Origin of the sequence: Micropruina sp. (assembly GCF_047607385.1) — a bacterium.
Lineage (GTDB): Bacteria > Actinomycetota > Actinomycetes > Propionibacteriales > Propionibacteriaceae > Micropruina.
Genome location: NZ_JASGDE010000151.1, coordinates 1 through 19,540, shown reverse-complemented (window position 1 = coordinate 19,540; position 19,540 = coordinate 1). Strand labels below are relative to the sequence as shown.

The following is a 19,540-nucleotide window of genomic DNA, read 5'->3' as shown; positions in this document are numbered from 1 at the left end:
CTAGGCCCTCCCTAATCAGTTCTGCCCTCCCGTCGACGGGAGGGCAGAACTGATTAGGGAGGGCCTAGTCGGTCAGGCGGAGGGGGTGCAGGCCTTCCGGATCAGGGCGGCGAAGGCGTCCACGTCGTCCTCGGTGGTGTCGAAGGAGCACATCCAGCGCACCTCGCGGGCGGCGGCGTCCCAGTCGTAGAAGAAGAACTCCGAGCGGACGGCGTCCGCGACCCCCTCGGGGAGCCGGACGAAGACGCCGTTGGCCGCGGTGGCCTGGGAGAACGCGACGCCGGGGATGTCCGCCACCGCGGCGCGCAGCCGGGCCGCCATCGCGTTGGCGTGGCCGGCACTGCGCAGCCACAGGTCCCCTTCGTAGAGCGCGATCAGCTGGGCGGACACGAACCGCATCTTGCTGGCCAGCTGCATGTGCGTCTTGCGCAGGAAGGTGAGCCCGGTGCAGGCGTCCGGGTTGAGCACGACGACCGCCTCGGCGCCGAGTGCGCCGTTCTTGGTGCCGCCCAGGCTGAGCACGTCGACCCCGACGTCGGTGGTGAACGCCGCGAACGGGACGCCGAGCGCCGCGGCCGCGTTGCCGAGCCGGGAGCCGTCCACGTGCACGGTCATCCCGAGGCCGTGGGCGTGCTCGACGATGGCCCCGATCTCGTCCGGCGTGTACAGGGTGCCGAGCTCGGTGGACTGGGTGATCGACACCGCCAGCGGCTGGGCCCGGTGCTCGTCGCCGAAACCGCGCGCCTCGAGGTCGATCAGCTCCGGGGTGAGCTTCCCGTCCGGGGTGGGGACCGGGTACAGCTTCAGTCCGGCTACCTTTTCGGGCGCACCGCCCTCGTCGACGTTGATGTGCGCGGTCTGGGCGCACACCACCGCGCCCCAGCGCGGCAGCATCGCCAGCAGTGCGGTGACGTTGGCGCCGGTGCCGTTGAACACCGGGAAGGCTTCCGTCTGCGCGCCGAAATGTCCGCGCAGCACCTCGTTCAGCCGGGCGGTGTAGACGTCGCTGCCGTAGGAGGTCTGGTGTCCGCCGTTGGCTTCGACGATCGCGTCCAGCACCTCGGGATGGACGCCGGAGTAGTTGTCGCTCGCGAAGCCGCGGCGTCCGGGATCGTGGAGTTGCACGGGTCAATCCTTACGGTGTTGGACGGGGTTGTCGAAACGATGCCAGGTCTCGGCACGAGCGCGATCTGCCAGCCAGGCGTTGCGCGGTCGGCCCGAAGTCTGCCGTTGGACGTGATGGCTCTGCCATCATTCAAGGACGCTTCTCGAACCGTGCCGGATCGGGCTTGGCGCGACCTTCTTCCTGGTCGGTCTGCGGGTTCGTCGCACGGGATAGTCGGATAGGAACGGAACGCATGCCCGGAACACCTGAAGAACGGTTGGCCGAACTGGGTCTGGCGATTCCCGCCAGCAGCCCCCCGAAGGCGAACTACACCAACTGTGTCCAGGTGGGGACGCTGTTGTTCGTCGCCGGAAAGGGGCCCAGTGACCTCAGCCTGAAGGGCAAGCTGGGGCGCGAGTTCAGCACCACCGAGGGTGCGGCGATCGCGCGAGGTGTGGGGCTTGAGGTGCTGGGGGCCGTCCGCGAGTACTTGGGCACGCTGGATCGCGTTCGCCGCGTGGTCCGCGTCCAGGCGTTCATCAACGCGACCGAGGAATACGACGAGCACCACATTGCCCTCGACGGCTTCTCCGACCTGATGGTCGACGTGTTCGGCGACGCTGGCATCCATACCCGGTCGGTGTTCGGCGCCATGTCGCTGCGCGGCAGTCTTCCCCTCATCACGGAGTGCATCTTCGAGGTCGCGGAGTCCTGAGCTCACGCCGGGCGCTCGACGTCCCAGGCGTGACCGGATCACCCGCGTTCGCGGCAGGCCGCGGGACGTGATGGCGCTTGGGTGCCTCCGGTTGGTTGGCGCACATCCACCAGGCATGCGCCACTCACTCCGCAGGGTCGAACAGGTTCGCCAGCCGCTGGCCGAGTTCGGTCACATGAGTCTGCCGGCTGAAGTCCTTGTCGGGGTTCTGTTCGACGTCGGTGTCGGAGTACAGCGCCATCACCCGCTCGATGTGCACTCGGCCGGGGGTGTCCTTGAGCGCGTGCCCGACGGCGAGCAGCCAGGTCTCCGCGGCTGCCTTGGCGGCCAGGTAGTTGGCGTTGCCCGCGGTCGGCTTGGCCACCCCGGTCTGCGACACGATGGCGAACCGGCCCGCCGGCGAGGACGCGATGGCGTCCAGGAACGCCCGGGTGGTGTTCCGCAGGGTGCCGACGATCATGGTCTGCAGCCAGTCCCAGTCCTCGTCGGACTGCCCGGCCAGGCCGCCGCCACCGCGCCAGCCGCCGACCAGATGGATCACCCCGTCCACGTGGCCGAGCCGTTCCGCCAGCGCCTGGACGGCGGCGAAGTCGCGCAGGTCGCACTCGTCCGGACCGATCTCGATCACCTCGTGGCCCCGCTCGCGCAGCGCGGACGCCGTGGCGTTGCCGGCCGGGCTGCCGGCCCCCGCAATCACTACCCGCATGGGTTGTTCTCCCTTCGACGATCAACGTAGCTGCCCCCGCGCACGTAGCTGCCTGCGTGCGGGCAGCTACGTGACGCGAAGGCAGCTACGTGGCGGTGGGTGCCCGGTGGGTCAGGCGCTCGTCCCGGTGATGCCCGAGGTGGACGCGATCACGTCCCGCATCTTCTTCTCGAACGCCTCGTAGAACATGCTCAGCGGGAACTCGTCGTCCATCACCTTGTCGGTCAGCTCGCGCGGCAACCCGGTCAGCGGCAGGTCGCCGGCCTTCCAGGCAGACGCCGGGTGCGGCTCGACGGTGCCCGACACCAGTTCGTAGGCGGCCAGCCAGTGCGAGATCTTGGGCCGGTCGATGGAGCGCCAGTAGAGGTCTTCGATGGCGGCGCCCAACTCGTTGACGCAGTCGGGTACCCGGTCCCACTCGAAGGCCAGCTGAGTGTCGGTCCAGTGCAGCACCCGGTGCTGGTGCAGCCAGGCGAACAGCAGCTGCCCGCCCAGTCCGTCGTAATTGCGCACCCGGTTCCCGGTGATCGCGAACCGGAAGATGCGGTCGAAGATCACGCAGTACTGCACCAGCCGGGCGTGCCGGGCCAACTCGAGATCTTCCGCGGTGGGTTCGGCCAGCGCCGCGATCCGGCGGTCGATGGCGACCGACTCGCGGAAGGCGGTCAGGTCGCAGCGCAGTTCCTCCAGCGAGTAGAGGAAGAACGGCATCCGCTGCTTGATCATGAACGGGTCGAACGGCAGGTCGCCGCGCATGTGGGTGCGGTCGTGGATCAGGTCCCACATCACGAAGGTCTCTTCGGTCAGGTGCTGGTCGTCGAGCAGTTCGGCGGCCTCGGCGGGCAGGTCGAGCTTGGTGACGTCCACGGCGGCGCGCAGCACCCGCCGGAACCGGGCGGCCTCGCGGTCGGCGAAGATCGCGCCCCAGGTGAAGGTGGGGATCTGCCGCATCGCGACGGTCTCGGGGAACAGCACCGCCGAGTTGGTGTCGTAGCCGGCGGTGAAGTCGAGGAACCGGATCGGCACGAACAGCTTGTTGCTGTAGTCGCCGGCCTCCAGGTCGGCGACGAAGTCGGGCCAGATCACCTGCACCAGGACGGCCTCGACCAGCCGGCTGCGGGATCCGTTCTGGGTGTACATCGGGAAGACCACCAGGTGGGCCAGTCCGTCGATGCGGTGCTGCTGCGGCTGGAACTCGATCAGCGAGTCGTAGAAGTCGGGGACGCCGAAGCCGCCGTCGACCCAGCGCCGGAAGTCGTCCTGGACGGCGCTCAGATAGGACGCGTCGTGCGGGAACTGCGGGGCCAGCGCGGCGACCCCCTCGATCAGTTCGCCGACCAGGGCGCGGGCCCGCTCGTGGTCGGCGGCGTCCTCGATGGAGCCATTGGCCGCCTGCAGGGGCTGGAGCTCGGTGGCGGCGGTCTTGATCCGCAGCCACGCCGGGTGCCGGGTGAGTTCCGACACGGGAACTTGGGTGACGGTGGTCATGAAGCGATTCTCACATGATGGACGACAAAAGCGCCAGCATCGGCGGCAAAGTAGATGGATTCACGGGTCGAATGGCGGCATATGCCTATTCTGACCGGAGAATCTATCGCTCTCGATGCTGGGTGGCAAGGGGTTCGGCGGGTATCAACGGGGTCTCGGCGGGCTCCTTCCAGCACAGGGTGGTCGCAGGTGTGACTTGAGGGTTAGCACTCAGGGGGGCTTGTCTGCCAACACGGGTGTGACTCACCATGGCGCCAACCGAGGCAACAGTGGAACAGGAGGCGACATGCAGGATCGTGACGATGTTTCCGTCGAGGTGTCGCCGTTCCAGGCGCACGGACGACTGAGTGGCTTCATGGTGTCCGGCCGGTGGCCGGCCAACACCGTCGAGTGGGCCCGGTTCCTGCTGCTGGCGGTCCGGATGGCGACCGTGCCCGGCTTGCTGCCCACCAGCACCGTCTTCCGGGTCCGCGAGGAACTGCCCGAGAAGCCGCTGCCCGGGGCGGTCGGCATGGTGCTCGCCGAGGGTCCGGTGGTGGGTGAGAACGCGGTGCTGCCCGGCCAGTTCGCCCGGCATCAGCCGCCCGGGCTGATCGTGCTGCACCCGCCCAACGAGATCCGCCCGTCGCTGCCCGAGCAGGACGACGTCGCCGCCGGCTGCGTGCTGCTGCCCGGCATTCCGCACCTGGGGCTGGAGCATCGGGCCGCCTGGGTCGAGGCCGACCGGCGCGGCAACATCTCGCGGATGGTCAGCCGGGCCGGCATCGACCCCTACGAGGACGCCGACACCGCGGTGCTGGCGCTGTTCGTCGCCGCCTGACGCTCAGCCGAGCCGGCGGAACCGCCAGGCCGTGCTGGTGGTGAGCGGGTGCCCGGGGCGCAGGATCGAATCCGGGAAGCCGGGGTGGTTGGGGGCGTCCGGGAAGTTCTGGGTCTCCAGCGCCACCCCGGCCCGCGGCCCGTACGGGCCGCTCAGCCCCGGCACCCCGGACATCCCGTCGGCGGTGAACACCTGCACACCCGGCTGGTCGCTGAACACGTCGACGGCCAGGTCGGACGCCGCCAGCGTCGCGTGCGGACGCAGCGCGCCCGGCTCGCCGTCCACCACGAAGCAGGTGTCCAGCGGGGCGGCGTCCGCCACCCGCCGAGCTCCGCGCAGGTCGTGCGCGCCGACCTCGGGGAGCCGTCCGGTGGGGATCAGCGTCTCGTCCACCTCGACCAGGTGCGCGGCGTGCACGGTGAGCAGCAGCTCGTCCGCCGATCCGGACGCCTCGCCGGCCGGGTTGAGGTAGGCGTGGTTGGTCAGGTTGACCGGGGTCGGCGCCGTGCTGGTGGCGGTGTAGTCCATCCGCAGCTCGTCGGCGGTGAGGGTGTAGCGCACCCGCACCGTGACCGCGCCGGGGAAGCCCTGGTCGCCGTCCGGGCTGGTCAGGGTGAACTCGACGGTGCCCGGCGCGAGGTCGGTGACGTCCCACAGCCGGCGGGCGAAGCCGTCCGGACCGCCGTGCAGGGTGTTGTCGCCCTCGTTGGTCGGCAGCCGGTGCTCGACCCCGTCGAGGGTGAACCGGCCGCCGCCGATCCGGTTCGCGAAGCGTCCGATGGTGAGGCCGAGCCCATACATCGAGTCGGCGTAGTCGGTCGCGTTCGGGTGGGCCAGGACGATGTCGCGGCCGTCGACGACCACCCGGTTGATCGCGGCGCCGACGGTGAGCAACTCGACGGCGATGCCGCCGGCCTCGAGCCGGACTCGTTCGATCGTGCCGCCGGCCACGGTGCCGGCGTCGCTACGGATCGGTGTGCTGGGCTGGTTCACAGGGGTTCCCTTCAGATCAGGAAGATCGACGGCCAGGTCGGGTTGTGCCCGTGGATGAGCACGCCGAACACGACCAGGTCGAAGAGCAGATGGACGGTGATGACGTAGGCCAGGTTCTTGGTGAGCTGGAAGATCGCCCCCTGCACCAGGGCGAACGGAATGGTGAGCAGCGGCCCCCAGGCCTGGTAGCCCAGCTCCCACAGGAACGACACGAAGATCATCGCCTGCAGCAGATTGGCCTGCCACAACCGGAAATGCCGGCGGTAGAGGGCGAACACGGTGCAGATGAAGAACAACTCGTCCCAGATGCCGACGGCGTTCACTCCGACGAACAGCCGGGCCACCTCGTCGACCGTGTGGATCGCCGGCCAGTTGTGGTAGACCCCGGTGCTCAGGAAGTACCAGGGCAGGATCAGGTAGCCGGCGACGATGACGACGGCCAGGTAGGTCCACTGGGCCCGGTTCCAGCGCCAGCCGCCCCACGGAAAGACCACCGGCTCGCGTCCGAACACCCAACGAAGCAACGCGTAGGGCACCAGCAGCGTCCCGGAGAGGACGACGGTGAATCGCAGCATTCCGGCATCGCTCAGATCGGCGGCCAGGTCGGACAGGCTGAGGATCACCACGCCGGCGGCCACCGCGCTGAGGTCGGGCAGCAGACCCTCGGAGAGGCGGGTGAAGTCGCACAGCCAGGCACTGAACAGACCGCAGGCGACCAGGAAATAGCCGAGCAGGTAGCCGGAGAAGACCAGCAGGAACATCGCCGCCAACCCGAGCAGCACCGCCGGCACCGTCGCCCAGGTGGAGTCGCTGACGAACTCCCGGTCCCGGCGCGGCATGGGGAGAGTCTTGCATGCCGGTCCCCACCCTTCCGCTCGCCCAAGGAACCGCTGATCAATCATGTCCCGGCTGCGGCGTCCCCGGCGGGCGATCTGTCGGCCCCCAAGTCTTGCGTCGTACGTCCAGTACGCCCACAAGATCCGGGGGCCGCAGCTCATCCCGCCGGGCACGTCCTCGCCCGGAACAGCATTGATCAGCGCTTCCCTAACTACTTGGGGCTCGCTGAGTTCAGCGAGCCCCAAATAGTTAGGCGAGCGGAAGGGTGGGGCCGGGGGCTGGTGGGTGCCAGACTGGCCCGCATGGCCCAACCGGCGCAGCACATCGAGGTGGACGGACGCCTGGTCAAGGTGACCAACCTGGACAAGGTGCTGTACCCGGAGACCGGCACCACCAAGGGTGAGGTGATCGGCTACTACCAGGCGGTGGCGCCGGTGTTCCTGCCGCATGCGCGGCGGCGTCCGGCGACCCGGAAACGCTGGCCCAACGGGGTCGGAACCCCGCGGCACCCGCTGACGCCGTTCTTCCACAAGAACCTGGAGCCGAAATCGACCCCCGAGTGGGTGCGGACATACACCATCGCGCACAACGAGGGCGACAACACCTACCCGCTGATCGACGACGCCGCGACCTTGGTCTGGCTGGCGCAGCTGGCCGCGCTGGAACTGCACGTGCCGCAGTGGACGGTGCTGGACGGCGAGCCGCAGCCGCCGAACCGGCTGGTGCTCGACCTCGATCCGGGGGAGGGTGCCGGCATCGAGCAGTGCGTCGAGGTCGCGCACCTGCTCCGCGAGGTGCTGGACGGCGTCGGCTTCGCCTCGGTCCCGGTGACCAGCGGCAGCAAGGGCATCCATCTGTACGCCGCTCTGGACGGCTCGATGTCGTCGCACGAGGCGTCCGTCTGGGCTCGGGAGCTGGCCCGCTCGCTGGAGGCGATGCACCCGAACCTGGTAGTCAGCGACATGAAGAAGACGTCGCGGACCGGCAAGGTGCTGCTGGACTGGAGCCAGAACAGTTCGGCCAAGACCACCATCGCGCCGTACTCGCTGCGCGGCCGGATGCACCCGATGGTGGCCGCGCCACGCACCTGGGACGAACTGGATTCCGGGCTGCGGCAACTGGGCCTCCACGAGGTGTTGGAGCGGATCGGGACCATCGGCGACCCGATGGCGGCGTTGGATGCCCCGTCGGTCGAGACCCCCTCCGATCAGGTTTCGACAAGCTCAACCGACGAAACTGCTCCCGACCGGTTGGCCACCTATCGCTCGATGCGGGACGCCGAGCGGACGCCGGAGCCGGTGCCGCAGGCGTCCCCGACCCCGCGGGCCGACGGGAACTCGTTCGTCATCCAGGAGCACCACGCGCGCCGGCTGCACTACGACTTCCGGCTGGAACACGACGGCGTGCTGGTGTCCTGGGCGATCCCGAAGGGCCCGCCGACCGACCCGGCGGTCAACCATCTCGCCGTCCAGACCGAGGACCACCCGCTGGAGTACGGCAGCTTCGAGGGTGACATTCCGCGCGGCGAGTACGGCGGCGGCCACGTCCGGATCTGGGACGCCGGCAGCTTCGAGCTGGAGAAGTGGCGTGACGGCAAGGAGGTGATCGCCACCCTGACCGGACGCCACGACGGCGGCCTGGGCGGGGTGCCGCGCCGGTTCGCGCTGCTGCACACCCGGATGGGCGGCGACGAGAAGAACTGGCTGATCCACCTGATGGCGCCGGCCGGGGAGGGGGGCTCGACGGGCTCGGCTCAGGACGAGCTGCCGGTGATCGCGCCGATGCTGGCCACCCCGGGCACCCGTGCCGACGTGACCGGCGACGGCTGGGTGTTCGAGGTGAAGTGGGACGGCTACCGCGCGGTGGCGGCCGTGACCGGCGGCACCGTCAGCTTCACCAGCCGGCGCGGCCTCGATCTCACCAAGGACTTCCCCGAGCTCGCCGACCTGGGACGGCTGCTGGCCGGGCACGACGCGGTGCTCGACGGCGAGGTGGTGCTGCTCGACGCCGCCGGACGGTCCAGCTTCGAGTTGTTGCAGCACCGGGCCGAGCACCCCGGCCAGGCGCACTATCTGGCCTTCGACCTGCTGCACCTGGACGGACGCTCGCTGCTGCGCCGCCCCTACACCGAGCGTCGGCAACTGCTGGCCGACCTGCTCGGAGCCGGCACCGCACGCGTCCAGCTGAGCACCCAGCTCGGCACCGACGCCGAGGAAGCCCTCGCGGTCACCGCCGAGCTGGGTCTCGAGGGCGTGGTCGCCAAGCGGGCCGACAGCGTCTACCAACCGGGCCGGCGGGCGTCCACCTGGGTGAAGATCAAGCACATCCTGGCCCAGGAGGTGGTGATCATCGGCTGGCTGCCGGGGGAGAACGCCCGGGCCCGCACCATCGGCGCGCTGCTGATGGCGGTGCCGGACGGCGACCGGCTGAGCTACGTCGGACGGGTCGGCTCCGGCTTCACCGACAAGGATCTGACCGACACCAAGCTGGTGCTCTCCGAGATCGAGACGCCCACCACCCCGGTCGACGACGTGCCGGCGATCGAACGCCGCACCGCGCACTGGGTGGAGCCGGTGCTGGTCGGCGAGGTCAGCTACGGCGTCTGGACCCGCGCAGGCCGGCTCCGGATGCCGGTCTGGCGCGGGTGGCGTCCGGAGAAGACTGCCGAGGACATCACCCTGCCCGACGACCGCTGACCGCTGGTTGAGGCTGTCGAAACCCTGGCCGAACCCCGTCTCGGGTCTCGACAAGCTGGACCAGAGCCTCAGCTCTGCTCGGCGTCCGCCACCCACTCGCCGTCGGTCCAGTCGCCCTCGCCCCACGGCGGCCACTGCTCGCCGTCGGCGAGCGCGTTCAGTTCGTAGGAGCCCTTGCCGTCGATGCTCTCCCGGATGATGTCGGCGTGGCCGGCATGCCGGGCGACCTCGGTCGCCACGTGCAGCAGCACCCAGCGCACCTCCCAGTGGGTCAGTTCGGGCGGGAACCAGGGCGCGGCCGGAACCGGGACCGGTCCGTCGAGCGGGACGACGCCCGACTCGACCCGATCGAGCAGCGTGCCGATGCCGGCCACCCGGCGGTCGAACTCGGCCAGCAACTGCTCACCGGAGAGACCGGCGACCGGCCGCGCCTCGCCCTCGGTGAGGCCCTTGCTGTAGTCGGCGGGCCCGCCGGTCGAGGCCTCGATGCCGACGCCGTACTGTTCGGCCACCTCGCCGACGTGGTCGATCAGCGCGGCCAGGGTGAATTCGCTGACCGTGGAGCGCTGGTGCCACTGCTCGTCGGTCAGCCCGTGCACGGTGCTGCGGATCTGGGCGAACTGGTTGCGGACGAAGCTGCCGATCACGGCGGCCTCGCCGGTGGCGTTCGGAGTGAGGAAAGCCATGGGAGTGCTCCTTCAAGTGGGGTTTCCTGCTGACACTCCAAGTCTTCGGCAGTAATAGGACAGGATCAGTCCGCTATGTCGTGCAATCCTGGGGGCATGTCCACCGACACCACCGAACGTGCCCTGCGGGTGCTCGGGCTGCTCCAGTCCCGGCCGGGCTGGACGGCGTCCGAGCTCGCCCGCGACCTGGGCGTGACCACCCGGACGGTGCGGCGGGACGTCGATCGGTTGCGCCAGCTCGGCTACGCGATCGAGGCCGACCGTGGTGCCGCCGGCGGCTACTGGCTGTCCCGCGGCCGTGCCGTGCCGCCGCTGCTGTTCACCGAGGACGAGGCGGTCGCGGTCGGGGTCGGCCTGCAGCGCACCGCCGCCCTGGGCATCGGCGCGGACGCCGAATCGGCCGTCGGTGCCCTGGTCAAGCTGGACGCCGCACTGCCCGGCCCGCTGCGTGACCGGCTCCGCGACCTGCGCAGCGTGGTCAGCCATACCGGCGGGATCGCAGCCCCGACCTCACCCGAGCTGCTGACCCGGATCGCCGCCGCGATCCGCGCCCGGGTCCGGCTGCGGTTCGGCTACCCGCCGACCCGGTCGCCGGACCTGCTGGAACGGCGCCGGGTCGAGCCCTATCGGTTGGTGGCCGCCGACCGGGGCTGGTATCTGTCCGCCTTCGACCTGGATCGGGACGACTGGCGGCTGTTCCGGCTCGACCGGATGACCGAGGTGGCGGCGTCTACCCTCGGCTACCGGCCCCGCCCCGAGCCGCCCGACCCGGTGGAGCGGCTGGGCCGCCGACCTGTCGACAGCTACCCCTTCTTCCTGGTGGTGCGGATCGAGACATCGCTGGCGCAGGCCATCGAGTGGTTCGGTGCCCACGGGGCCCAGTTGACGGCGATCGACGACCACACCACCGAGCTCCGCAGCGGGGTGCAGCGCCCGGAGTACGTATCGTCGTGGCTCGCCGATCTGCCGGTGCCGTACCGGGTGCTCGGCGACGACGACGTCCGAGCGGCCTTTGCGGCTTCGGTGGAGCGGATGCAGGCCGCGTTGTGAGAGTGCTCGACGGAGCCGGTGGCGTCGCGGACTCCTACAGTGTCGCCATGCCGATGGTCACCTTGCTGTGCGGGCCTGCCGGGGCCGGCAAGACCACCTACGCCCGAGAGCTGGAGCGCCGCGGCGCCGTCCGGTTGTCGATGGACGAGGCGGTCTGGGCTGATGGATGGCGGCACGAGCAACCGCCCCAGCAGCGACTGGACGAGCTGTACGCCGCCCTCAAGGACGAGCTCGCCCGGGCACTCGCCGCCGGCGCCGACGTGGTGGTCGACCTGTCGCTGGCCAGCCGGGCCGTCCGTGACGAGTGGCGCCGGCTCAGCGCGGACGCCGGCGCCGGCTGCGAACTGTTGGTCGTCACCGCGCCGTTCGAGGTGCTCTGGCAACGGGTGCGGCGGCGCAACGAGGAGGGGCATGCCAACGCCGTCCGGCTCACCGAAGCAGAGCTGCGCCGCTACGTGGACGGCTTCGACTGGCCGGGGCCCGACGAGGACGCTCGGGTGGTCGACACCGGGTAGCCGAGGTTCGGTGAGGCGCCTCAGTGGTCGCGCACACCGGCAGTCCGCTGGGCCAAAGGTGACCCAGCTTGCGCGGTTGACGACCGGCGTGCGTGGCCATGGTTGTTCTCGGGTCAGCCGATGCTCTGGGCGAGTCCGACGAGAAGGCCCTCCGGCCCACTCGCCCTCGACCATCGCTCGCCCTTCGAGTTCGAGTCCAAGGTCGCGGAAGAACGCGATCACGGCAGTCAGGTCTTCGACCACGATGCCGATGTTGTCCATTCTGATTGTCATGGCTCAGCCCAGCTGCTCACCGGCGAGGTGCCGCCCGAGGTTCGTCAGCGCCTCGTCCCAACCGTCGTAGACGAAGCCGTCACCGGGCTTGCCCTGGTAACCGAACAGATGGAACACGAGTTCCGTGGAGTCGCCGCGCGGAATGAAGGTGAGCGTGATCACCGGCGTTCCCGCGACCGGGGCGTCAGGGTCACCCCAGGTGAAGACGAGCCGGTCGAACGGATCGACTTCGAGATACTCGCCGCCGGTCGGGAACTGTTCGCCGGTCTCCTCGTTCGTCATCGTGTAGCGGTAACGACCGCCCACGCGCACGTCGAAGGTGATGCTCGAGTTCGCCACCCCGAATGGATGCAGCCACTGCGCGAGTTCGGTTTCGTCCGTCCAGGCCCGCCACACGAGTTCGCGTGGCGCGTCGAAGACACGGACGATGGAGAACTGCGGCCCTTCCGCCGCCGCGAGGTCGGTGATGTTCATGATCCTGCTTCCTGGGAGTCGGGGGTTTCTGGTCGGGCTTTCATGGTCTGGAGATGGGCGTCGAGAGCGTCCAGGCGTAGGTTCCACTCGCGGCGCTGCTTCTCAACCCAGGCCGATGCCTCATCGAGCGGTTCGGGTTCCAAGGAGAGGGTTCGCCATTGGGCGCGCGTGGTGCGCGAGACGAGCCCCGCACGTTGGAGCACCTTCAGATGCTGGGAAATCGCGGGGGCACTGACTGCGAACGGTTCGGCGACCTGGCCCACCGTCGCTGAACCCTGTGCCAGCTTCGAGAGGATCGCGCGGCGGGTCGGATCGGCGAGCGCGGCGAACACAAGGCTCAGGGAGTCGGTCGCGGGCATTTCATCTCCTTATTTATTAAGGTATTGCTTAACTATTGCCGCGCCGCGTGGAGCTTGTCAACCGGCCCCGCCGCATCAGCTCAGCCCACTCCACGCACACCGATTCGCCGACCTCGCCCCCGAGACCTCACCGCGCGGACGCGCACGATCGCAGGGTGCGTGCGTTTGCACTACACCGGGTAGCCCGGTCAGCCCTGTTGCGACCAACCCCCCGGCGCGGACACGTTGAACATCCACTCGATGCCGTATTTGTCCTTGACCAGGCCGTAGATGTCGCCCCAGACCTGCTTCTGCAACGGCTGACCGACGCTGCCGTCGGCGGCCAGGGCGTCGAACCAGCCCTGCATGGTCGGCAGGTCGTCGCCGAAGAGCGAGCAGTAGACGCGGGTGCCGCCCCAGGTCTGCTCGGCGCCGGGCATGGCGTCGGAGGCCGAGATGCTCAACCCCTCGTTCACCTGCAGGTTGCCGTGCATCAGGCCGTCGTCGGGCATGTCGGTCATGCCGAAGTCGGCGTGGCTGAACAGGTGCAGCTCGCCGCCGAAGATGCCGTGGTAATAGGTCATCGCCTCGCGGCCGTTGCCGGCGAAGTTGAGGTACGGGCTCAACGTGATGGACATGGTCTGCTCCTGTCGGTTGGGTGCTGCCGGACGATGCGTGGCCGGCGGCCGATCGGGTCGCATTCGGTGTCGCCGGTCATGAGTACAGCGTGACCGGAGCCGCCGACATTTTTCGTCCGGCGCGCGGCATCGTCGACGGCGTCCTGGGAGGTGGGCGGCGGTGCGCGCGGCGTAACCCACGGGCTAACTTAGGTTAGGCAAACCTATCTTGAGGAGTGCGATGGCCGAGACCACGACGCTGGGCAAGGGCGTCCAGGGCGTCATCATGCGGGCCTTCCGGTCCCGCGACTACACGATCACCGTCACCGGCGCCCGTGACGTCGGTCCGTACTATCGGCGGCTGTCCTTCACGGCGCCCGAACTGCTGGCCGCCCATCCCCCCTACCCGAGCATGTGGATCCGGCTCTGGTGCCCCGGTCCCGACCGGCTCTACCAGCGCGCCTTCACCCTGGTCGACCCGGACGCCGCCGCCGGAACCTTCGACCTGGAGTTCGCGATGCACAGCAGCGGCTACGCCATGGACCTGGCCCGCACCGCGCAACCCGGCGACGTCGTCCAGGTGTCCGTGCTCACCCGGGACGACTACGTCCGGCCCGACCCGCTGCCGCCGGGCTTCGCGATGGTGGCCGATCCGGCCTCGCTGCCCGCGGTCAACAGCATCCTGCCGACCCTGCCCGACGACCTGCAGGTGCGGCTCTGGCTGGGCCGGCAGCGTCCCGAGGACGAGCAACTGCCGATCGCCTCGCACCCCGGGCTGCGGGTCAGCTGGGTGCCGCACGAGGAGCTCGCCGCGCGGCTCCGTACTGAACTCGACGGTGTGCACGGGTGGTTCGGCTGGGTGTGCGTCGACACCGCGCAGACCCGGGTGATCAAGGAGTTGCTGCGTGCCGCAACCGGCGCCGGCAAGCGGGAAGGCCACGCCATGGGCTACTGGACCAAGGGGCGCACCACCGGCTGAGGACGCCGGCCCGGGCTCAGTTGTTCCAGCGGGCCAGCCGATGCCGGAACTCGTAGCGTCCGTCGTCCACGTCGACACTCGCGGTGACGCCGAAGCGGAACGCGGTCAGCGCCTCGGTCACCGTGACGCCGGGGGCGAGTTCCTGGCCGACGCTCAACGGGCCGTCCGGCAGGGTCGGGATGTCCCGCGAACCGCGGTCGTCGGGGTCGGGCCAGTCCTCCTCGATGACGGTGATGCCGAGTCTGTCGGAATAGGCCACGTCGTCGGTGAGGAAGGTCGCCAGCCCGCGATCGTCGGCCCCGTCCATGTCGCCGACCTCGTCGTTGCCGATGTCGCGAACCACGGTGCCGTCGGCCGAGAACGACAGCGCGATGTCGTCCGATCCCCAGCCGGAGGTCTCCTCGACGCAGACGATCTCCGGCGCCCCGGCGGAGCCGCCGACGAACAGGGTGACCGGAATCGTCCCCTCGATCTCGAAGTCGAGCGGACGGTTCACGTCCTCGCGCCGGACCGTGACGTAGTGCTGGTCGCCGGGACGTGCCGTCCAGGACAGCGTCGCCTCGCCGTCGTCGAACCCGACCTCGTCGATCAGCGTGGGCGCACCCCCACCCTCGGTGCCGACCGCCAACACTCCGGCGCCCTTGGTCCGCACGGTCACCGACATCGGGATGTCGGCAAGGGTCACCTGCGGTGCATCGAACCGGAACCAGATCGCGTCCTGCGTCTTCCACGGCACGGCGTCGTCCTGCAGGTTCAGCAGGGTTCCGGGCGGTGGGAAGCCGTGGTGCTGCGCGATCCCCGGCACCAGCTGCATCGCCTCCCAGCGCGCCTGCCCCTCGTATCTGCGCACCCGGAGGTGGTAGAACGCCTCGAATCCGCGCCGCGGCATGAACACCTTGATCAGGAACGGTGGCTCGGGCAGCACGAACTTCTCGCCGAAATCGGGATGCGATTCGGTGCGGTACTGCGGCCACGGGGTGCTCAGATCGGTGTCCAGGTACACCTCGTAGGTCACCTCCTGATTGCTCCAGAGCTTGATCGCGTAGGTGCCCTCCCGCTTCACCCGATACCAGCGGACGAGGGCGTCGAACAGGCCGTCGTCGTGGCTGTCGTCCGGCGCCGGATCGAGCGGGCGGGCCCGCTGCGGCGCATTGTCGGGATGGATCGGGAACAGGTCGACGCCCAGCGGACTGTGGTCGCTCAGCTTGCTGGCCACCCCGTCCAGCCCCGGGGGAGCGGTCTCCAGGAGATGGTCGACGTAGACGTGCTGAGCCGCGATCGGGCTGGACGGATTGCGCAGCGCGTAGTCGAGCCGCTGCCGTGGCGGGGCGTAGTCGACGCTCGCGGTGGTGCCGGGATCGCGCAGCTCGGGGGCGCCCAGGCACTGCTCCCGGCCCCAGGTGTCGAGCAGCCGTCCGGCCGCGGGGCCGGCGCCCCGGAAGACCTCGTCCCACTCCGCGGTGTCGTCGGTGACCGGGAGCAGTTCCTGGCCGCCCGGAATGTTCAGGTCGCCGGCCAGAATGTAGAAGTCGTCGTCGGCCCGGTCGGCCATCGCCTCCTTCACCCGCTGCTCGATCGCGGTGAACTGCTTCAGCCGGGTGTCCTTCTCTTCGCTGACCTTGTGCTCGTCGGCCTGGGTGTGGGTGGCGAATACGTCGACGGTCCGGCCGTCACGCAGGAACCGGGCGTGCACCAGGCCCTTCGCCGCCCATTTGTCGTTGGCGGTGGAATCCTCGAACGGCAGGAAGTCGACCACGGGAAGCCCGATCGGGGTCAGCTGGGTCACTGCCAACGGATTGAGCAACCCGATGATGGTGTCGGTCAGCGGACGCGTCTCGAACATCCACTTCGAGAAGATCATCACCCCCGAGTCCTCGACCTTCGGCGCCCCGAGTTCGGCCCAGCCGGCCAGGAACGCGACCCCGGTGACGGTCAGCGCCAGGGCGGCCGGATTGATCGGCACCAGCTGCATTCCGGCCCACATCACCTCGAGATTGAGATAGTCGGCCTTGGTGATCGCGTACGGGAACCGGCCGCTCAGCCGGGAGACGAAGATGTCCCGCGCGTCCTCGTCGAAGACCTCGTTCAGGCAGACGATGTCGTAGTCGTGCGCGCTGGCCAGGATGTTGTCGGCGATCGCTTCGGCCCGGGTCTCCGCCGTCGTGGTCGGGTCGAGCCACGAGGTGTCGGCGAGCGCCTCCATCCCCCACGAGCGGCACTGGACGTTGTAGCTGAGCAGGCGGATCGAGTCGCTCATCATCAGGCTCCTGTCGGGATCGGTGCGGCCAGGGCCACCGGGCGCTGGAACAGCGGGGGCGCCGTGGGCAAGGGTTGGGCATCGACGAACTCGGCGGGGATCACCGTGTCGCCGACGACGGCGTAGCGCCGGACGCGTCCCGAGACGGCGTCCGCGACCACCACACCGTCGAAGGCCGCGGCCACGGCGAGCGGGGCGATGACTCCCTCCGCGGCGCCGATGCTCGCGGGTGGTCGGGCGTCGCGGACCAGGTGGACGGCGCGATCGTTGGCGTCCACCACGGCGAAGCCGTCCGGCAGCCCGGCGATGGCGCCCGGACGCTGCGCCGGGGTGTCGAGCGGCGTCCAGTTCTGCCCGCCGTCGGCGCTGACCAGGACGCCGGCGGGGTTGGTGGTGACCGCGATCCGGCCGTCCCCGGCCACCCCGACGCCGATCGTCCGCTCACCGGCGGAAGCGGCCCGCAACAGCCTGCGGTCCCCGTTCAGCGTGATCTGCCAGAGGCCGGACGCGTCCGCCACCAGCAGCAGCCCGTCGCTGCCGGTGGCGGCCGCCGACGGAGCGGCGAATGCTGCCCAGGGCTGCGGGACCCAGGTGGCGGCCGCGGCGATCCATCGGGTGGCCTCGCCGGTCACCTGGTCGATGGTGACCAGGTCATCGCCGAGCAGCGCGAGACACCGTGGTTGGGTCTGTGTCGAGCTCGGCAGGGTGATCGCCCGCCCCGGTGCGAGCTCGGGGAACACCAGCACGCCGGGTCGTTTCGAATCGAGAAGCGCCAACATGCCGGTAGGTAGCGGCAGCCACCCGGTTTGATACCGCGCGAGCCGGCCGAGCGGTGGCGCGACCAGCGGTCGTCCGCTCGAGTCGCGGCCCTCGGTAGTCTGCGGGCCATGCCGGGTGACGTGATCGGAGCGGCCATCGCCGAAGCCGAGCGACGCCGGTCGGCCTCCGACCGCGACCTGACCGCCGAGGTCGCGCACTACACCCAGGTGCTGCCCGCGATCTGCGCCGACTGGCGGCTGGAACCGCTGCGCTGGCTGCCGGGCGGGGTGAACCCGCCGCCGCTCGAGGTGCGCAGGGCGGACGGTGCCGCGGCCGTGTTGAAGCTGCAGCCGCCCGGTGCCCAGGACGTCGTAGCGGCCGTGCTGCGGAGTGCCGGCGGCGACGGCTACGTTCGGGTGCTTGACTGGGACGCCGGGCGTGGTGCGCTGCTGACCGAGCGGCTGGGAGGGTCGTTGTGGGGCGTGCGGCGCGACCTGGCCGGGCAGGCCCGGGTGATCGTGCCGCTGCTGCGCCGGGCCTGGCTGCTGCCGGTTGAGGTCGGCAGCCCGTTCGAATCCAAGGCGTCCGGCCTGCGCGGCATCCTGGACGAGCTCGGCCCACGTTACGGCGAGGCCGCGCCGGCCGCCCTGGAACTGGCCGCCGGCTACGCCGAACACCTGGCGGCGAGCGAGCGTGCCGAGGTGGTCTGCCACGGCGATCCGCATGCCGGCAACGTGCTGCGCCGCGGCGAAGGCTGGGCGCTGATCGACCCCGACGGCTTCGTGGGTGAGCGGGCCTACGACCTCGGGGTGGTGCTGCGCGACGCTTGCCTGGAGTTCACCGAGGCCGAGGCGAGGCGTCCCGGATCCGGGGTGGAGCTGCTGTGGGACGGCTGCCAGGTGCTCGCCGATCTGGCCGAGGTGGCGTCCGAACGGGTCTGGCGCTGGGGCTTCGTCGAGCGGGTCACCACCGGGCTCTACCTGCACTGGTTCGGCTACCCGGACGAAGCCGTCCGGTTCCTCGGCGTCGCCGAGACCATCGCCCGCGCCGAGGGCTGAGCGCCACGCCGTCCGGCCCCCCTGGCCGGCCGTCCGCCACCACAAGGCCCTGCCTAACTATCTACGCCCTCCCACATGCGGGAGGGCGTAGATAGTTAGGCAGGGCCTTGTCGGGCGGGTCCGGCGGTGACGGGGTCGGGGTCGGGCGGAGGCCGAGTCCGCCGGTGGGGGAGGTCGATGTCGCATTCCTGCTAGGTCCTGTCGGTGCCGGCTACCATGATGGAGCACGTGATTCCCGACCGCACGGTGTGCCTGCGGGCCGTCGCCAGCCGCGACGCCCGCTTCGACGGCGAGTTCTTCACCGCGGTGCGCACCACCGGCATCTACTGCCGGCCGAGCTGCCCGGCGATCACCCCGCGTCCGGAGAACACCACTTTCTACGCCACCGCGGCGGCCGCCCAGGACGCCGGTTTCCGGGCCTGCCGACGCTGCCGTCCGGACACCGTGCCCGGCTCGGCCGCCTGGGACGTCCGGGCTGACACGGTGGCGCGGGCGATGCGGCTGATCGGCGACGGACTGGTCGACCGGGAAGGCGTCACCGGCGTCGCGGACCGGCTCGGCTACTCGGTGCGGCAACTGCAGCGGGCCTTGGCCGGCGAGCTGGGGGCGTCCCCACTCGCCCTGGCCCGGGCGCAGCGGGTGCACACCGCCCGGGTGCTGTTGGAGACCACCACGATGCGGCTCGGCGACGTCGCCTTCGCCGCCGGATTCGGCTCGGTACGCTCCTTCAACGACGCCGTCCGGGCCGCCTACGACCTCACCCCCGGCCAGCTGCGCGACCGGCTGACCCGCGATCCACGGCCGGGAACACAGCTGGGCGCGATCGAACTGCGGCTCCCGTTCCGGCAGCCGTTCCAGCCCGACGGCCTGTTCGGTCACCTGATCGCGACCGCGGTCCCCGGCGTCGAGGAGTGGCGCGACGGCGCCTACCGCCGCACCCTCGCGCTGCCGCACGGCCCCGGCGTCGTCGCGCTCGCCCCGCGTCCGGACCACATCGCGGCCACCCTGTGGCTGAGTGATCCGCGCGACCTCACCCCCGCCATCGGACGCTGCCGCCGGCTGCTCGACCTGGACGCCGACCCGGTCGCGGTGGCGGACGCCCTGGCCGCCGACCCGGCACTGGAACCCCTGATCGCAGCCAACCCCGGACGCCGGGTGCCGCGCAGCACCGACG

19 protein-coding genes are annotated in these 19,540 nt (G+C 70.1%); 8 read left to right on the top strand and 11 right to left on the bottom strand.

Going from position 1 to position 19,540, the window contains the following annotated elements:
• Positions 1-72: 72 nt before the first annotated feature.
• Positions 73-1,125 (bottom strand): threonine aldolase family protein, encoded by a 1,053-nt coding sequence (locus QM582_RS13555; RefSeq protein WP_415085225.1) that lies wholly within the window; start codon positions 1,123-1,125, stop codon positions 73-75.
• Between the two features lie 233 nt (positions 1,126-1,358).
• Between QM582_RS13555 and QM582_RS13550 the strand changes: the two genes are divergently transcribed.
• Positions 1,359-1,820, top strand: a complete 462-nt coding sequence (locus QM582_RS13550) for a RidA family protein (protein WP_415085223.1) — start codon at positions 1,359-1,361, stop codon at positions 1,818-1,820.
• Positions 1,821-1,944: 124 nt separating this feature from the next.
• Here QM582_RS13550 and QM582_RS13545 read toward each other — a convergent pair whose 3' ends face one another.
• Both QM582_RS13545 and QM582_RS13540 read right to left on the bottom strand, forming a co-directional pair.
• A complete protein-coding gene (locus QM582_RS13545; RefSeq protein ID WP_415085221.1) occupies positions 1,945-2,526 on the bottom strand; it encodes an SDR family NAD(P)-dependent oxidoreductase in 582 nt (193 codons plus the stop codon).
• A 111-nt stretch (positions 2,527-2,637) separates the two neighbouring features.
• Positions 2,638-4,014, bottom strand: coding sequence for a DUF6421 family protein (locus QM582_RS13540; RefSeq protein ID WP_415085218.1), 1,377 nt, complete (start codon positions 4,012-4,014; stop codon positions 2,638-2,640).
• Positions 4,015-4,300: 286 nt separating this feature from the next.
• Here QM582_RS13540 and QM582_RS13535 point away from each other — a divergent pair, with 286 nt between their 5' ends.
• Entirely contained in the window at positions 4,301-4,834 is a 534-nt protein-coding gene (locus tag QM582_RS13535; protein WP_415085216.1) for a peptidase, read from the top strand.
• Positions 4,835-4,837: 3 nt separating this feature from the next.
• Here the strand turns inward: QM582_RS13535 and QM582_RS13530 are convergent, their stop codons facing one another.
• Positions 4,838-5,827, bottom strand: coding sequence for an aldose epimerase family protein (locus QM582_RS13530; RefSeq protein ID WP_415085214.1), 990 nt, complete (start codon positions 5,825-5,827; stop codon positions 4,838-4,840).
• Between the two features lie 11 nt (positions 5,828-5,838).
• Positions 5,839-6,666 (bottom strand): type II CAAX prenyl endopeptidase Rce1 family protein, encoded by an 828-nt coding sequence (locus QM582_RS13525; protein WP_415085212.1) that lies wholly within the window; start codon positions 6,664-6,666, stop codon positions 5,839-5,841.
• A gap of 213 nt (positions 6,667-6,879) precedes the next feature.
• Between QM582_RS13525 and QM582_RS13520 the strand changes: the two genes are divergently transcribed.
• Positions 6,880-9,360 (top strand): ATP-dependent DNA ligase, encoded by a 2,481-nt coding sequence (locus QM582_RS13520; RefSeq protein WP_415085210.1) that lies wholly within the window; start codon positions 6,880-6,882, stop codon positions 9,358-9,360.
• A 68-nt stretch (positions 9,361-9,428) separates the two neighbouring features.
• Here QM582_RS13520 and QM582_RS13515 read toward each other — a convergent pair whose 3' ends face one another.
• On the bottom strand, positions 9,429-10,046 hold the full coding sequence (locus QM582_RS13515) for a DUF664 domain-containing protein (protein ID WP_415085208.1): 618 nt from the start codon (positions 10,044-10,046) through the stop codon (positions 9,429-9,431).
• 96 nt (positions 10,047-10,142) lie between these two features.
• On the opposite strand from QM582_RS13515, the gene QM582_RS13510 reads away from it, so the two are divergent.
• Positions 10,143-11,096, top strand: a complete 954-nt coding sequence (locus tag QM582_RS13510; protein WP_415085206.1) for a helix-turn-helix transcriptional regulator — start codon at positions 10,143-10,145, stop codon at positions 11,094-11,096.
• A 47-nt stretch (positions 11,097-11,143) separates the two neighbouring features.
• A complete protein-coding gene (locus QM582_RS13505) occupies positions 11,144-11,611 on the top strand; it encodes an AAA family ATPase (protein ID WP_415085204.1) in 468 nt (155 codons plus the stop codon).
• Between the two features lie 276 nt (positions 11,612-11,887).
• On the opposite strand, the gene QM582_RS13500 is transcribed toward QM582_RS13505, so the two are convergent.
• From QM582_RS13500 to QM582_RS13490, 3 genes are all read right to left on the bottom strand, one after another.
• Positions 11,888-12,358: an SRPBCC family protein gene (locus QM582_RS13500; protein ID WP_415085202.1), complete on the bottom strand. Its 471-nt coding sequence runs from the start codon at positions 12,356-12,358 to the stop codon at positions 11,888-11,890.
• The gene (locus tag QM582_RS13495; RefSeq protein WP_415085201.1) at positions 12,355-12,717 is read right to left on the bottom strand and encodes an ArsR/SmtB family transcription factor; all 363 of its coding nucleotides are present in this window, start codon (positions 12,715-12,717) and stop codon (positions 12,355-12,357) included. The genes QM582_RS13500 and QM582_RS13495 overlap by 4 nt, the downstream gene beginning before the upstream one ends.
• A gap of 188 nt (positions 12,718-12,905) precedes the next feature.
• Positions 12,906-13,334, bottom strand: coding sequence for a VOC family protein (locus QM582_RS13490; protein WP_415085200.1), 429 nt, complete (start codon positions 13,332-13,334; stop codon positions 12,906-12,908).
• Between the two features lie 220 nt (positions 13,335-13,554).
• On the opposite strand from QM582_RS13490, the gene QM582_RS13485 reads away from it, so the two are divergent.
• Entirely contained in the window at positions 13,555-14,292 is a 738-nt protein-coding gene (locus tag QM582_RS13485; protein WP_415085198.1) for a siderophore-interacting protein, read from the top strand.
• A 16-nt stretch (positions 14,293-14,308) separates the two neighbouring features.
• Here the strand turns inward: QM582_RS13485 and QM582_RS13480 are convergent, their stop codons facing one another.
• Positions 14,309-16,549 carry an endonuclease/exonuclease/phosphatase family protein gene (locus QM582_RS13480; protein ID WP_415085196.1) on the bottom strand — a complete coding sequence of 747 codons (2,241 nt, stop codon included), beginning with the start codon at positions 16,547-16,549 and terminating at the stop codon, positions 14,309-14,311.
• A gap of 2 nt (positions 16,550-16,551) precedes the next feature.
• Complete coding sequence (locus QM582_RS13475) at positions 16,552-17,295, bottom strand: hypothetical protein (protein ID WP_415085194.1); 744 nt, start codon at positions 17,293-17,295, stop codon at positions 16,552-16,554.
• A 141-nt stretch (positions 17,296-17,436) separates the two neighbouring features.
• On the opposite strand from QM582_RS13475, the gene QM582_RS13470 reads away from it, so the two are divergent.
• Entirely contained in the window at positions 17,437-18,366 is a 930-nt protein-coding gene (locus tag QM582_RS13470; RefSeq protein WP_415085193.1) for an aminoglycoside phosphotransferase family protein, read from the top strand.
• 204 nt (positions 18,367-18,570) lie between these two features.
• The coding region (locus QM582_RS13465) for a bifunctional transcriptional activator/DNA repair enzyme AdaA (protein ID WP_415085192.1) at positions 18,571-19,540 on the top strand (970 nt) is incomplete at its 3' end.